Genomic DNA, 14,290 nt, shown 5'->3' with positions numbered 1-14,290 from the left:
TGGCAGGTGGATCCCAAGATGGACTTTATGCGCAAAAATGGGAGTAAGCAGTCCATTACCTATAGTCAGCGTATGCCTTTTGAGAGCTATATGTCTGAGGCAGAGCTAGTATTTGTGGAGGTGGTACATGGATGTGCCGATTGCTTTGTGCATGAGGATGCGAAAGTGCTTCTGACGCCCTTTGTCAAGGAACCTGTCTTTGTACTCTCTTATATTACACCGGAGGTAGAGCCCGTGAAGGTACGTGCCGATAGGCATACTGCCACTTTCAACTTCGTGGTGGCTAAGCACGACCTTATCCGTGACTATAAGAATAATGCATCAGAGTTTGCTCGTGTAGATAAAGTGGTGAGTGANGTGGTGAAAAATAAGGATCTCACCATTACAGAGTTCTCTATCGAGGGTTACGCTTCTCCTGAGGGGGACTTTGAGAGTAATCGTGCGCTTGCCGGTCGTCGAGCCAATGCTTTTGCCGAGTATCTTGTCTCAGCACATGGGGTACAGAAGAGCCAGTTNANGGTGGCAGGTCATGGAGAAGACTGGAAGGGACTAGAGGAGGCGGTGAGCAAGTCCTCTCTTTCAACCAAGTCTCAGGTGCTTGATGTGATTGCAACTACATCCAATCCTGATGCTCGTGACGCCAAACTAAGGGCTATCGATGACAGTAAGACCTACAGCGAGCTCCTGAAAGTCTACTATCCACCACTCCGTCGTACCGAGTATGTGATAGCCTATAAGGTGCGCCCCTTTAGTGTGGATGAGGCAAGGGAGGTTATCAAGACCAATCCAAAGCTCTTGAGCCTAAACGAGATGTATCTCGTCGCTAAGAGTTATTCGGCGGAGAGTAAGGAGTTTAAGGAGGTGTTTGATATTGCGGCACGTCTCTATCCCAATGAGCCGGTTGCTATCATCAATGCGAGCGCAGCGGATATAGAAGGTGGTAACTATCAGGCAGCTATCGACCGTCTGAGTAAGCTCAGCAATAACGCTGCTGCACTCAATAATATGGGTGTAGCCTACGCTAAGCTGGGTGACACTGCGCGTGCGATTGACTGCTTCAATAAGGCTGTTGCTGCTGGAGATACGGTGGAAGCAGCACATAACCTCAAGGAACTTGAGCAGGTGAGCAAATAAGTAGTAACAACATATAGTAGTTTAATAATTAACAAAACAAAAAGTATGAAGAAATTTCTTTCAATGGGGATGGCTATCGCCCTTGCACTGGGTTTCGCTTCTTGTAATAACGAGAGAGGTAACACTCCAGACTCAACAGACAGCCAACTAGATACTTATGTGGGCGTTCGTATCGCCTTCTCGGGAGTAGAGGGAATGCGTGCTCTTCCAGATGATCATAACAAGAAGTTCGATGAGTGGAAGGGTCGTGACAAGATTAAGAAGATTACCGTCTACCTGGTTAATGAAACTAAGCAAAGGGTTGATTTCTCAACTTTCAATGAGGGTTCATTTGAGGGTATTCAAGATGGCTTTTTGAAGCCTACTCTTGCTGTGAAGGCAACAGAAGGCGAGAAGGTAAAGGCTTATGCAGTTATTAATGACGTTAATGACCTTACTTATGATCGGTTGAAAACTGTAGATTGGGATGACTTCGATGCTGAGTTTAAGAAGTTGGAGCTTACTGTAGCTTCTATTGCTGATGTGGCTACCTATAATGGTGGTAAGGAGATCGTTATGATGACTAACGACAAGGAGGCTGCAGCAATCACGGTTGATAAGGCAACTATGAAAGAGGCTATTGATGGTACAAAGAACCGTGCTGACATTGTGGTGAGCCGTGTGGTATCTCGTGCGATTATGACCAAAGCTGCTGACCTAAAGGAGACTATTAAGGTTAAGAATAGCAATGGTAAAGAGATCAGCACCATCACTATCACTGATATTAAGTATGCTGTAGGACAGAGCAACCTTAAGTTTTACAATATGCATAAGGCTGATTGGACGACTCCAGAGCCAGTATATAGCTTTGTGCCTACAGGAACAGATTGGAGTACCAATAACAAAACTTACTTTGATTACTCTGACCTTAATGATCCACAGCAACTACAAGCTATTAGCTATGATAAAGATGCTGTTCATACAGCCCTTGGAGCAGAGAAGTTCAGCAAGTTTGTGCTTCCTGTAACCCATGAAACTGGTAAATACAAGAAGGGTAATATGACCTACTTCGAGCTCACTTGTAAGTTTACTGTAGATAAGGTATACGGTGAGAATGATGCAGAGGAGGCTGGTGTTGCTGATCAAAATGTGTTCTTGGGTATGTCGGATGGTAAGTTCTACAAGACTCGTGCTTTGGCTGAAGCTAAGGGTCAGCAAGCTACCGAATACAAGGCTGGTGTGATGAAGTATGTACTTTGGTTGAATCCTAATGTGGCTTACAGCGATCCAGATAAGAAGATCACCGAGTCACCTACAGTACGCAATCAGGTTTATCATGCTCATATCAATGGTTTCAAGGAGATTGGCGTGCCTAATAATCCTTTGAATCCAGATGATCCAAATAACCCAGACAATCCAGAGAACCCAATTATTCCTAATGATGATCCAGAGACCGATAAGACTTATCTATCAGTTTCTATTAAGGTGTTGCCTTGGACTATCCATAGCTACAGTGTTGATGTAAGTAACCGCTACTAATTATTTACTTCCTTAGCTAAGGAACGAAAGCTAGTTATTCATTTGCTATAGGGGCATCGTATTTCGTTGCTCACTGGTGGTACCGTGGTGGGTGCCCCTATAGCTTTACTTTATTTGCTATTTCAATCAAATAGGTTTTTTATGATGAGAGTATCTTCAATTACGCTAGTGCTATCAGCCCTCATGGTATTCCTTTTTTCAGGCTGTGACAAGTACATCTATGAGGATCTTGAAGAGTGTCCTCAAGGTGTGTATATCAGCTTTTATCACCAGACCCCTTGTATGGATGAGCCTACAGCTGTGGGTGAGGTAGATGGATTGCATGTATTTGCTTTTGACCTCCATGATAAGCTGGTAAAGATAGAGCGTGTGGCGGGTATGGTGGATCTCGTGAAGGCCTATAAAGTAGAGCTGCCGCCAGTGGAGAAAGGGCAATACTCCTTCATCGCTTGGGCAGGTGGTACAGATAAGTATTTTTCCCTCAATGAATATATTGTGGGTAAGACAACTAAGGAGGAGGTGATGCTCACCCTTCGCTCCAAGGATGGCAACGCTTTGGCACTCGATGGTCACCAAGTGTGGCGTGGCGAGAGCAAGGTGGTATCGCTACCCGACCGCAAGGAGTTTGGTTCGGTGTTTGACGAAGTTGCTATCAACATGCTTGAAGTTACCAATCGACTCAATCTGGAGTTAAAGCTCCACGAGAGTGTTTGTGAAGAGCTAGATATTGATGACTTTAAGATTACGATATCATCCGCCAATGGTACCTCTCTTATCAATGGGAGGATGCCTCTAGGGGCGGCACAACTTACTTACCCTGGGACAGAGGTCTCTCGCAATGAGAGCTCGGTAAGGCTAGCCTATACTCTGATGGAGCTGAAGAGTGGCTATAATAATGTCCTGAGCGTGTACAATACTAAGGAGGATAAGGTCTATTTCAAGCAGGACCTCGTAGGCAAGGTATTGCTAGAGAATCCCAATGTAAATCTGGAGTGTACACATGACTTCAATGTGGTATTGGAGATCGAAGATAAGTGCAAGGAGTGTAGTAACCACCAACTTGTTATCAACATCCTTGTCAATAACTATGTCATCCACTCCTTTGCGGTGGAGTTGGCCAATAGATATTAAGGTGTCTTGTAATAAGAGCAAACTATGATGTCCAATAAATATCATACAGTAGCACTGCTGGTAACCCTGCTGATGACGGTATTATCGGTGGGTTGCAAACGTGAAGAATCACCTAGCTCATCGTCCGATAAGTATACTACCTACTTGAGGTTTGTGATGTCGGGGATTAAGATGCCAGGGGATAGTAATACACGAGCTCAGGGTGATGAGCTATCTGTAAATAGTGATCATACGGATCTTGAGGATTATGTGGCACGACTTGCTGTGCTGGTCTACGATGCCACTACAGGCGAGCTGGTGAAGGCTTCATTCGTCTATAATAGCGATTTTGTGTTGGGAATACCTCTCGCGCAGGGGAAGATAAAGAAGTTTCACTTCTGCTTTATTGCCAATTTCCCTGTGTCGTGGGGAAATACTCTATTGGGGATAAAGACTTATGATGATTTGAAGCAAACCTTGCGAGAGATAGAGCCTTTTAGAAGTCGTGATAGAGGGCTTGAGCTCTATGATGGGGCAGGGAAAGACTATTACTTCCCGATGTCTCGAATCTACGAGAATAATATGGTGTGGGCGGCACAAGCAACAACGAGGGAAGAACCTCAGCTGTTTCTGCCAAAGAGCAAGGGAAATGGATCGCTCATGCCTATTAGTAGCTACCCCACCAAAAAAGAAACAGGCGAAGAGCAAGAAACTGTGAACTTGATTCGTACTGCAGCAAAGGTGAGCATACGTATCATCGAGGGTGCAGATGGGGTTGAGAGGGTGGTGATGCAAAACATAAAGCCTGTACACAGCTATATGGAGTGTAGTCCATCAAATTTCCCAGAGGGTCAACTGATCAGAAGGGAGTTTAAAGTGGCCGATGAAGAGGCTTTTGAACGTGGTACTTACCAAGCACAAATGTATATTCCTGAAAATATTTTGGGTGTTTCTGGCCCAAACTTGTACTGGGATTCCTATAAAAGGAGTCCTGGCAAAGGGAGCATCTGTTACCTCACGATTGTTATGAAGGATGGCTCATCATATAATATCCCTATTATCTCTAATGAGTTGGGTGAGTATGATTACTTTGAGATAGCTTATGGGCAGAACCACGATAATATCCCCAACTTTAATATTATTCGGAATCATGAGTATCAGTTTGATATTACTGTGCCAGAATTGATTTCTGACTTGGATATTAAGGTGCACTATGTGGTGAAGCCTTGGGATGTCCGGAAGATTGAAATACCTTTTGAATAAGTGAGATATATGAGAGTTTACTTTACCTATATATTGTCCTTTTTAGCTTTGGTGACCATCGGTTCTTCGTGCGTTAATATGCGTGATGGAGAGCTCACTGGAGATACAGAAGATTGGAAAATTAGCGTCAACTACTCAGCCGCCTTGGCAATAGAGGAGCAGCCTTTGAGGGCTGCCATTACCGGCTATGAGGAGCATAAGGTGCACAACCTTTACCTCTTTATGGTGGATGGTGATGGCAATATTCTCAACCGAATTTTCTACAATTACACCGACTTGCAGAATAAGAAGGAGTATGGAGGAAATTCCAGCGGCCCCACAGAAGGTACTGTAGAGGTCTCTACTACCTCTGCACTTAGAAAGATTTATGCTATAGCCAATGTTGGTGATGAGTTCACACCCTCGATATTGGATATTACACGGGCAAAACTGAGCGATCAAGAAGAAGTAAAAGACGAAAACAGTCTGAAGTCTCTCTTTGCCCAGATCTCTAATGAGACGGTTTCTCGTATCAATGGGCGACTATTGATGTCGGGAGTAACGGAGCTGGGCTCTGCCCCAGCGGCGAATAGCACGGTAGATGTGGAGTTGGTGCGTGTAGCTGCGAAGGTGCAATTTACTATCAAAGCTGAGGCGGGTATTAGCTTTACGCCTCAGTCTTGGACGGTACACCGTGTGCCTAAGAGGGTTTCGGTCTTTCCTTCTTCCCTCTCGTATGGCGGTGTAAATGATGCGGCGGACTTCTTTGATATCGCTACTCCAAAGGTGTTTGAGGGTGATGCTGAGGGGGGTGAAGCGGCCAATTCATTTGTCTACTATCAGCTTGAAAATATCAAGCCAGCCAAGAATACTCCAGCTAATTATAAGGCCAGAGAGCTCCAAGAAAAGCAAGACTTGGGGAATGGCAAGGTGGAGAATGGTGCTTGGGTGAATGCTCCTGATAATGGTACGTATGTGGTGCTTACTGGTAGGTATCAAAAGAGTGAAGCTGATGGTACTGAAACGATTGCCTATGTGAAGTACACTATTCATCTCGGGTATATTAATGGTAATGCTGCCGACTTTAATTGCAAGCGCAATACCTTTTATCAATATGATATCACGGTGAAGGGGGTGGATGATATTATTGTGGAGGCTAAGGCGACAGATCATACTAAAGAGCCAGCCACTGGTGCTGAGGGACAGGTCTCCAATGGTCCTCGAAAGTTGTCTTTTGACTCTCACTTTGTGCAGTTTGTGATGAAGTTCGAAAAGAATGCTTTGAAGGCAGTCTTTGAAAATGAGCAAGACTTAAGTAAGCTTTATATTGTCAATACTCCCTTTGGACCTAAAGACATCAATTGGGTGGAATTTTATCTCAATCCTATTACTGCCTATTCTCAAGTAGCTGCTTATCCTGGACGTGGGCACCGTGATTTGAGAGACGTGCATCAAATGTTTGAGTATCTGAAGAGCAACTTGAATCGTATCCCATTTGTGCGTGAAGGGGATGGTGAGTATGTATACTTTACGGTATTTGTAAATGAATACTACTACGAGGATAAGGACTTTTGGGACTTCGTGAATAAGCCCGACCGATCTATGATATTGCTCGTAGGTGGAAAAAACTACATAAGCCATGATACAAAGTCGGAGTATAGTGAAACTCGCTATGGGATTTGGCAGAAATCAATTAAGACAGGATACCCATCAGGTGTGTCGGAGGCGTTGGGCTTCGAAACCCTCGACGAGAGCGTTGGTGTAGAGTTTGATTTTGATGATAAACCGACCTATTACGATTGGATTGGTATAGAAGATGGAACAGGAAAAGGATTCAGAAAACCTGTTGGAAATTCTCCTAATGATGGATGGTTTAATTCTGTGATGGCATGGGGATTAACGTATGGATATGGTTATAGGAACCATGGACTATCTAGAGAAAATCCAAGAGAAGAGAAGTATTGGTCAACGAGTAAATATCAGCCTAAATCGAGGAAGTGGTCGAATTATATTAATCCGCACCAGATTGTAGAGGCTGATGCTGTTAATCGGTTAAAGGACGGCATGTACTCTGAGGGATGGGGGACGTATCAATTGGTTGAAGATGGATCTAAAGATAAGAAGAGTAGTCTCCCTTCCAAAACTATACCTTCATACAATAAAGCAAGGTATGCCTGTCTCTCACGTAATAGAGACCTTAATGGCAATGGTTATATTGATAAAGATGAGGTTAGATGGTACATGCCAGCTGTGGATCAGTTGACTGATATTTGGCAGGTGTCTGGAGCTCTCAATAGAGAGGATCAAATGTATCGAGAGCCAAGTTTTTATAAACAAGCGGGACGTAAGAGTTATGTGCACTATCTTTCGAGTTCTGTTACTGATAGGACTAGCGATATTGACTGGAGAAATAATTTGCAAGTGCTGTGGGCTGAGGAGGGTTGTAGTACCAGTAATCTGAGTAATAGTATGGCTTGGTCGAAGTTGGAATCCCGCAATCATTCTAATCGATGTGTAAGGGCATTGAATCGTTCAAACACACCAGACAAAGTGGTATCATCTCCTTCGCATTTTGATTCATCAAATAGAGTTATTAGTGTCCTTACTAATGGCACTATAGATCCTAATATATATAGAGATGTTAACACTGACAGGCTGACAGGAGAGTATCCTCCACACTCAGAGCGAAGCCCTTTCAATCGTGCTGCTTCTAAGTTTCAGGTTGCTAAGGGTTTTTGTACTTATATGAATGGGATTAATAAGGGATTTAAATGGAATGAGAGGAACAACGTATCAGGATGTTCTTCGTATACTGAGGATCCTGATGGTAGAGATAGAGGGACATGGCGTGTGCCTAATCAGAGAGAGCTTCAACTCATGGCTCAGTATAAGTTGGTGGGGACATATGCCTCTCAAGACTATTATAATGGTGCTGTTGACAAACAGTATTTGGCAAAACCTCTTCAAGTCTGGTCATCCACATTTTACTCAAATGCTGCTGGAACAGATCTCGCAAATGATCCTAGAGCCTTTATTGGGACTGATCGTGGTGTGGCATTGCAGAGACAGAGAAATTCTTTTCAGGATCAGCATTCTCAACCTACTTCTCCTATCCCAGGTTTTAAACTCCGATGTGTGAGGGATTATCTTCAATAATTGATATCTTTAGGGCGCTACCATGATTTCATTTGATGGCTTATCTGCAAGATAACAATCAATATAAAAGGGCTAACTCTGCACGTAGAGTTAGCCCTTTTTGTTATATGTCGCTGTGATTATGGGAAGACACAATAGTTTGTAGCGAGTCCGCCCTCCGAGGTCTCTTTATATAGGCTTGGGAGATCATGGCCGGTTTGCTTCATCACCTCGACAACTTGATCAAAGTTGACCCTGTGGAATCCATTGGAGAGCGTAGAGTAGGTGTTGCTATCAAGGGCACGGGCAGCGGCAAAAGCGTTTCGCTCTATACAAGGTATCTGTACTAATCCACAAATAGGGTCGCAGGTCAGTCCCAGGTGATGCTCTAGTCCCATCTCAGCTGCGTACTCTATCTGATTGAGGCTTCCTCCAAAAAGTTGGTTGGCTGCTGCTGCTGCCATAGAGCATGCTACGCCTACCTCTCCTTGGCAACCCACTTCGGCACCTGATATAGAGGCGTTGGTACGAGCGATATTACCAAATAGTCCAGCCGTTGCGAGCGCTCTATGTATCATACGATCGGGAAAATCCCTGGAGGTCTGAAGGTGGTAGAGCACAGCAGGCATGACTCCTGAGGAACCACAAGTAGGCGCTGTGACCACAATATTTCCGGCAGCATTCTCCTCCGATACAGCAAGAGCATAGGCGTATACCAATCCTCGGGTACTCACATTACTATTGTACCCCTTGGCACGAATCAAATATTCCCCAGCTTTGCGACGCAGATTAAGCCCTCCAGGCAATATGCCCTCAGCTACTAGACCTCTCTCCACTGCGGATCTCATTACCTGCCATACGTCCGCTAGATGACTCCATACCGATGGATCATCAAAGCGCTCTACGTATTCCCAGTAGGTGATATGCTCTTGGTAGCAATAGTTCATAATCTCTACTAGAGTAGAGTGCGGATAGATCTTTGCATTGCGGCTCTCGTCGAAGTCTTTATTGGCAAGCGAACCGCCACCTATGCTGTATACTTCCCATGAGTCGATAACCTTATCTCCCTCTCCAATCGCTTCGAATAGTAGACCATTGGTATGAAATTCGGGTACAATTGTTGGCTCCCATAGCACCTTAGTAGGGGCAATTTTCTCAAGCACATCCAAGATAGCGACATCTGTCATGTGCCCTTTGCCCGTAGCGGCAAGAGAACCATATAGGTGAACCCTAAATCCATTTGGTCGGCTTCCGCTAAACCTCTTAGCAAACATTTCTGCTGCTCTTCGAGGCGCCATTGTATGACTACTGGAGGGACCGTGACCTATTTTATATATTGTTTTGATTGTTTCCATCTTTCTTACCATTCAAATACTGAACACTTGTTACAAAGGTACCAAATAATTGGATTACTAATAGGGTTATAACCTCTATGGGTGGTCTATTGTTGGGGTGTATTGGATTATGTGTATAAACTTTCCTATTGTTTTATTCAAATATTCAAGGATTATTGTATCTTTGCACTTGAAGGTGCTTTTGTAGGCATTCGTCTGCAAGGGTAAAAGGGAAACAGGTGCGAATCCTGTACAGTCCCGCTGCTGTGAGTCTTATATAACGGGTATAGCATTATCCACTGTAGGTGTATTACCTATGGGAAGGGGCTATATTTCGGAGACGAGTCAGAAAACCTGCCTTCCATGTGCATTTGTATCTCTCTCGAGGGTTGGAGAGGTGCCACAGATAGGCTTAGTCAAGTCGTTTTTCCCTTTCTTTGACCGCAATTGTGAAGAAGGCTAAGTTACTACAATGTGGTGTTTAGATCATCAGGCGAGCGTATGTCTGTGAAGAAATACGGCGTCACGTGCACACTGCAATGGAGCTGCTATCCTTGCATCTTCTGCCTTTTGGTGTTAGGATAGTCTACTCTTAGGAGTGGGTGTAGTAGTCATCACGTGGCTATGTACCCACTCCTTATTTTATGACGAATCTCCTCTATAGTAGGGTAAAGGTCCTATTCTATAGAGGAGATTTTAGGGAGGAGAATTATTGCTCGTCTAATAGACTATCTATATACTGTCGGATAGCCTTTTCGCCTTCATTGTAAAGTTTAAGAGAACAAGGGTCAAGATGAAAGAGGAAGTGCCAGTCCTCTTTATTCTCTTTTCTATAGATGATAGCTTCACCATCTTCTGAACCATGATAGGCTCGTTCAGCCTGTATACGTCTCTCTTCAAGAATAGTTTTTACAAGGTTGTAAGTCTTTTCCCGAGTCTCTACATACGTCTTTATCTCTTCGTTAGGGATGCTATAAGCATCTATAGTGGTAGCGCCTTGGATTAGCCCTTGATTGGGAATACTAAGGTTGGCTAGCTCAGCGAAGAATAGCTGGACCTTCTCAGTGTCCTTAAACGTAAATCGGCTTATTGGTACTATGTTCCCCTTAAATTCAACGCCCTCATAGTCGGGCAAAGCACCTACATTCAGCCATTCACTATCTATTCCTTCTTCGTCAGAAGTATACTCGTAGCCGTGGAGCTTAGCGAGGAATGCCCTACCATCTTCTATCGTATCGAAGCAGAGCCATGGATAGTCACGATCGTTATCGTAGTAAGTCAAGATATACATAAACAATAATATATAAATAGTTTAGATTGATAGCCTTCCAAGATTTCGAAGTACTTCTTTGGCTTCCCTTAGGATATCATTCATTACTTCACGTACTGGGAGAATCTTATCTATGGTGGAAGCGATTTGTCCTATCTCTAGTTCTCCTTCCTCAAGGTCACCTTCATACATGCCTTTCTTAGACCTTCCCCGCCCAAGCAATGCGGTTAGTTCTTCCTTTGTTGCACCAATAGACTCGGCTTCTGCTACCTGAGTAGTAAAACCTCCCTTCGCAAGTCGAGTGGGGATAAGCTTCTTGAGCATTAGCCTGGTCTCTCCTTCGCTCAAACCGATACAGTGTTCCTTGAAGTTCTGATGGCATGTACTCTCCTCCGTAAGTGCGAATGCCGTTCCTATCTGAACGCCATCGGCACCAAGGGCAAGAGCCGCTATTACCGAGCTTCCCGAGGCAATACCTCCTGCTGCTACAAGGGGTATGGAGATCGCACTACGCACGGCGGGGATAAGGCACATCGTGGTCGTTTCCTCTCTGCCATTGTGTCCGCCTGCTTCAAATCCCTCAGCAATCACTGCATCCACGCCACAAGACTCTGCCTTTCTAGCAAATTTTGAGCTACTCACTACGTGAAGTACCTTAATGCCATGCTCCTTCAGATGAGCAGTCCAGGTTGCTGGATTCCCTGCCGAGGTAATGACCACACGCACATTCTCCTCTACGATGATACCCATGTGTTCGTCTATATTGGGGTAGTTCAGGGGGAGGTTTACGCCAAAAGGCTTATCAGTGAGTTTCCTCGTATTGCGAATTTCTTCACGAAGCTGATCAGGGTACATCGTCCCGGCACCGAGTATTCCCAGCCCTCCTTCATTGCTTACAGCTGCAGCTAGCTTGTGCCCACTAGTCCAAGCCATACCGCCTTGGATGATAGGGTATTCTATGCCAAGCAACTGTGTAATAGGGTTATTTCTCATAGGGGGTGTTTAGTTTTGTAAATTCTATTATAATCTATTATTGGATGAGTCCTGAGCGACGCTTAAGTGCTTCGATTGTCGCAGCTCTACCCTTGAAGTTATGGTAAAGAACTTCAGGTTCGTCTGCATCGCCTCGCTCTAGTATCTCTCGCTTGAAGCGCATCGAGGTCTCGTGGTCACGTAGTCCATGCTTTAGAAACTCCTCAAAGGCGTCCGCCTCTAGTAGTTCAGCCCACTTATAACCATAATAACCAGCAGCGTACCCTCCATTGAAGATATGAGAGAAGGCAGTGCTAACACTCGTACCATCCACATGAGGGAGCAGTGTAACCTCCTTATATGCTGCTCGCTCTAGTTCCTCAATATCTTGTGGCAGGCTTTCAGGGTTATTTGAGTGCCACAGCATATCCAGATAGCCGAAGCCGAGCTGACGGATACATGCGTATCCCTCAAGGAAGAGGGTATTGCGCTTGATCGCTTCCAGTAGTTCGTCGGAGATAGGTTCGCCAGTCTTATAGTGCCTTGCGAAAGTTCGGATAAACTCTGGTTGCCTTGCCCAGTTCTCATTGAAGTGCGATGGTAGCTCCACAAAATCATGTACTACATTAGTTCCGCTTAGCGAAGCATAAGGTACTTGGGTGAGTAACCCATGCAGACCGTGTCCAAACTCGTGAAATAGCGTAGTTACCTCATCGTGCGTTAGGAGAGAAGGTTGGCTCTCAGTGGCTGGCGTAAAGTTCATCACCAGACTTACCACAGGGCGTACCTCACCGTAAGCCTCCACAAAGTTGGTCATCCATGCTCCCGAGCGTTTGCCTTTTCGTGGGAAGAAGTCACAGAGTAGGGTGCCAACCAACTGATTGTGCGCACTAACCCTATACACTTTCACCTCAGGACGGTAGGGCACTAGCTCCTCAGTCTCTTCTATCATTAGTTCGTATAAATCGCTAGCGAGGTCAAACATAGCCCTCACCACGCTCTCTAGCTCAAAGAAAGGTCTGGTCTGCTCCTCATCATACTCTAAGTGCTTCTGGCGGTACTTCTCCGCGAGATAGCTCCAGTCCCAAGGCTGTAAGTCCGATACCCCTTCTGTGACCTCCGCTATTTCTTTTTGAGCCAATGGGGTATATGCCTCTCGGAGTTCATCTAGCATGCTTAGTACATGAGATGGTTGTTTAGCCATTTTAGTGCTCAGACGATAATCGGCGTAGCTATTGAAACCCAGTAAGCATGCTATCTGATAGCGGATGGTGGCAATTCTATAGACCAGGTCTATATTACAGGTCTCCTTCTTCCTGTCCATCCCAAGGGTAGCGCGCCCCATATATATTTTCTGGCGGATAGAGCGGTCGTCACAATACTTCAGGACTGCACTATACGATGGCATACTGAGATCGAAAAGCCACCCCTCTTTACCGTGCTCCTGAGCCAGTTTCTTGGCAGCTTCCAATGCTGAAGTTGGCAGACGTTTTATTGACTTCCCTTCCGTAACTTGTAGGGTATAGGCATTCTGCTCCTTTAGCACATTCTGCCCGAAAGAGAGGGTCGCCATACTTAGCTCCTTCCTTAGCTCCTTCAGCTGCTTTCTAGTAGCTTCATCGAGATAGGCTCCACCCCTTTGGTAGCCTTCGTACGTTCGGAATGTGAGTCGTTTGTCTATAGCACTGAGGGGATCCATGTGCTCCTCATAGACTACTCTTACTCGCTCTGCAAGCAGGCTATCCATTCCTACCTCGTTGCTGATATCGGTAAGCAGTGGCGTAAGCTCTTGAGAAAGTTCCATCAACCTATCGTCAGCATCACAGCTAAGTAGGTTGAAGAAGACCGAAGATGCTAGGTCAAGTCCCTTGCCAGCCTCCTCAAGTGCCAATATTGTATTCTCAAATGTAGGTGCCTCTTGGCACGCCCTAATCTCCTCAATCTCCGACCTAAACTGCTCAGCCTCTGTCCTCACATTTTGTGCTAGGAGGTCAGGCTTTCTATGAGAAAAGTCGGGAAATAATATCTTATCTTTCATCGCTATATAGAACAAGTGTGGAGCCACAATTGTTGCGACCCCACACTCGATAACTCCGTGGAACCACATCAATTGTGGTACTCCACTATCTTAGTCATGAAGTGGTATCTTGGCTACTCGGTCTGTATGCCTACCACCCTCAAACTCGGTTGAGAAGAATTCCTGTACTATTGCTTTTGCCTCTTCGTCACTCACAAATCGTCCAGGGATACTGAGTACATTGGCGTTATTGTGCTGACGAGTGAGGTGAGCCTGCTCCGTATTCCATGAGAGTCCCGCACGCACATGAGGATGCTTATTTAGCGCCATGGAGATGCCATTGCCCGAACCACAAACAGCCACACCCCATTGTACTTCACCCTTATCGATAGCATATCCGAGCTTGTGTGCATAATCGGGATAATCTACACGCTGATTTACTAGGGTGCCATAGTCCACTACTAGAGTGTCGGGATAGGTCTCCTGCAAGTATTTGCGCACAACCTCTTTGATTTCGTAGCCAGCGTGGTCGCAAGCCAGTCCTATGCTCTTAATTTC

Annotated in this window: 10 protein-coding genes and 1 riboswitch; of the genes, 5 read left to right on the top strand and 5 right to left on the bottom strand. The window is 45.1% G+C overall.

Annotated features, from left to right (window positions below):
* Nucleotides 1–18 precede the first annotated feature (18 nt).
* The 5 genes from A3GG_RS11980 to A3GG_RS0105820 all read left to right on the top strand — a co-directional run bounded on the left by A3GG_RS11980 (nt 19) and on the right by A3GG_RS0105820 (nt 8,160).
* Nucleotides 19–1,134: an OmpA family protein gene (locus A3GG_RS11980; protein WP_051074817.1), complete on the top strand. Its 1,116-nt coding sequence runs from the start codon at nt 19–21 to the stop codon at nt 1,132–1,134.
* A gap of 45 nt (nt 1,135–1,179) precedes the next feature.
* Nucleotides 1,180–2,652 carry an Mfa1 family fimbria major subunit gene (locus A3GG_RS0105835; protein WP_033408472.1) on the top strand — a complete coding sequence of 491 codons (1,473 nt, stop codon included), beginning with the start codon at nt 1,180–1,182 and terminating at the stop codon, nt 2,650–2,652.
* A gap of 141 nt (nt 2,653–2,793) precedes the next feature.
* Nucleotides 2,794–3,783 carry a FimB/Mfa2 family fimbrial subunit gene (locus tag A3GG_RS0105830; RefSeq protein ID WP_018358382.1) on the top strand — a complete coding sequence of 330 codons (990 nt, stop codon included), beginning with the start codon at nt 2,794–2,796 and terminating at the stop codon, nt 3,781–3,783.
* A gap of 24 nt (nt 3,784–3,807) precedes the next feature.
* Nucleotides 3,808–5,025 carry a hypothetical protein gene (locus tag A3GG_RS0105825; protein WP_156808688.1) on the top strand — a complete coding sequence of 406 codons (1,218 nt, stop codon included), beginning with the start codon at nt 3,808–3,810 and terminating at the stop codon, nt 5,023–5,025.
* A 9-nt stretch (nt 5,026–5,034) separates the two neighbouring features.
* Nucleotides 5,035–8,160, top strand: coding sequence for a DUF4906 domain-containing protein (locus tag A3GG_RS0105820; RefSeq protein WP_018358380.1), 3,126 nt, complete (start codon nt 5,035–5,037; stop codon nt 8,158–8,160).
* A gap of 119 nt (nt 8,161–8,279) precedes the next feature.
* Here A3GG_RS0105820 and A3GG_RS0105815 read toward each other — a convergent pair whose 3' ends face one another.
* The 5 genes from A3GG_RS0105815 to A3GG_RS0105795 all read right to left on the bottom strand — a co-directional run bounded on the left by A3GG_RS0105815 (nt 8,280) and on the right by A3GG_RS0105795 (nt 14,287).
* Entirely contained in the window at nt 8,280–9,494 is a 1,215-nt protein-coding gene (locus tag A3GG_RS0105815; protein ID WP_026215667.1) for an L-serine ammonia-lyase, iron-sulfur-dependent, subunit alpha, read from the bottom strand.
* A 157-nt stretch (nt 9,495–9,651) separates the two neighbouring features.
* Nucleotides 9,652–9,849: riboswitch (cobalamin riboswitch) on the top strand.
* A gap of 333 nt (nt 9,850–10,182) precedes the next feature.
* On the bottom strand, nt 10,183–10,764 hold the full coding sequence (locus A3GG_RS0105810) for a hypothetical protein (RefSeq protein ID WP_018358378.1): 582 nt from the start codon (nt 10,762–10,764) through the stop codon (nt 10,183–10,185).
* A 21-nt stretch (nt 10,765–10,785) separates the two neighbouring features.
* A complete protein-coding gene (locus tag A3GG_RS0105805) occupies nt 10,786–11,736 on the bottom strand; it encodes an NAD(P)H-dependent flavin oxidoreductase (protein ID WP_018358377.1) in 951 nt (316 codons plus the stop codon).
* Between the two features lie 37 nt (nt 11,737–11,773).
* Nucleotides 11,774–13,753 carry a M3 family metallopeptidase gene (locus tag A3GG_RS0105800; protein WP_156808687.1) on the bottom strand — a complete coding sequence of 660 codons (1,980 nt, stop codon included), beginning with the start codon at nt 13,751–13,753 and terminating at the stop codon, nt 11,774–11,776.
* A 90-nt stretch (nt 13,754–13,843) separates the two neighbouring features.
* Nucleotides 13,844–14,287, bottom strand: a complete 444-nt coding sequence (locus A3GG_RS0105795) for an RpiB/LacA/LacB family sugar-phosphate isomerase (RefSeq protein ID WP_026215666.1) — start codon at nt 14,285–14,287, stop codon at nt 13,844–13,846.
* Nucleotides 14,288–14,290 lie beyond the last annotated feature (3 nt).

The sequence above is a fragment of the Porphyromonas levii DSM 23370 genome, assembly GCF_000379925.1.
In the GTDB taxonomy this organism is placed as follows: domain Bacteria; phylum Bacteroidota; class Bacteroidia; order Bacteroidales; family Porphyromonadaceae; genus Porphyromonas_A; species Porphyromonas_A levii.
Note: the sequence above shows the minus strand (reverse complement) of the source record. Positions and strands in the feature narration are given on the sequence as shown.

Bases quoted from the DNA above. Each gene is read 5' to 3' on its own strand.
- A3GG_RS0105815 (WP_026215667.1), bottom strand. From the start codon at position 9,494: ATGGAAACAATCAAAACAATATATAAAATAGGTCACGGTCCCTCCAGT.
- A3GG_RS0105835 (WP_033408472.1), top strand. From the start codon at position 1,180: ATGAAGAAATTTCTTTCAATGGGGATGGCTATCGCCCTTGCACTGGGT.
- A3GG_RS0105825 (WP_156808688.1), top strand. From the start codon at position 3,808: ATGATGTCCAATAAATATCATACAGTAGCACTGCTGGTAACCCTGCTG.
- A3GG_RS0105805 (WP_018358377.1), bottom strand. From the start codon at position 11,736: ATGAGAAATAACCCTATTACACAGTTGCTTGGCATAGAATACCCTATC.
- A3GG_RS0105820 (WP_018358380.1), top strand. From the start codon at position 5,035: ATGAGAGTTTACTTTACCTATATATTGTCCTTTTTAGCTTTGGTGACC.
- A3GG_RS0105830 (WP_018358382.1), top strand. From the start codon at position 2,794: ATGATGAGAGTATCTTCAATTACGCTAGTGCTATCAGCCCTCATGGTA.
- A3GG_RS0105800 (WP_156808687.1), bottom strand. From the start codon at position 13,753: ATGAAAGATAAGATATTATTTCCCGACTTTTCTCATAGAAAGCCTGAC.
- A3GG_RS0105810 (WP_018358378.1), bottom strand. From the start codon at position 10,764: ATGTATATCTTGACTTACTACGATAACGATCGTGACTATCCATGGCTC.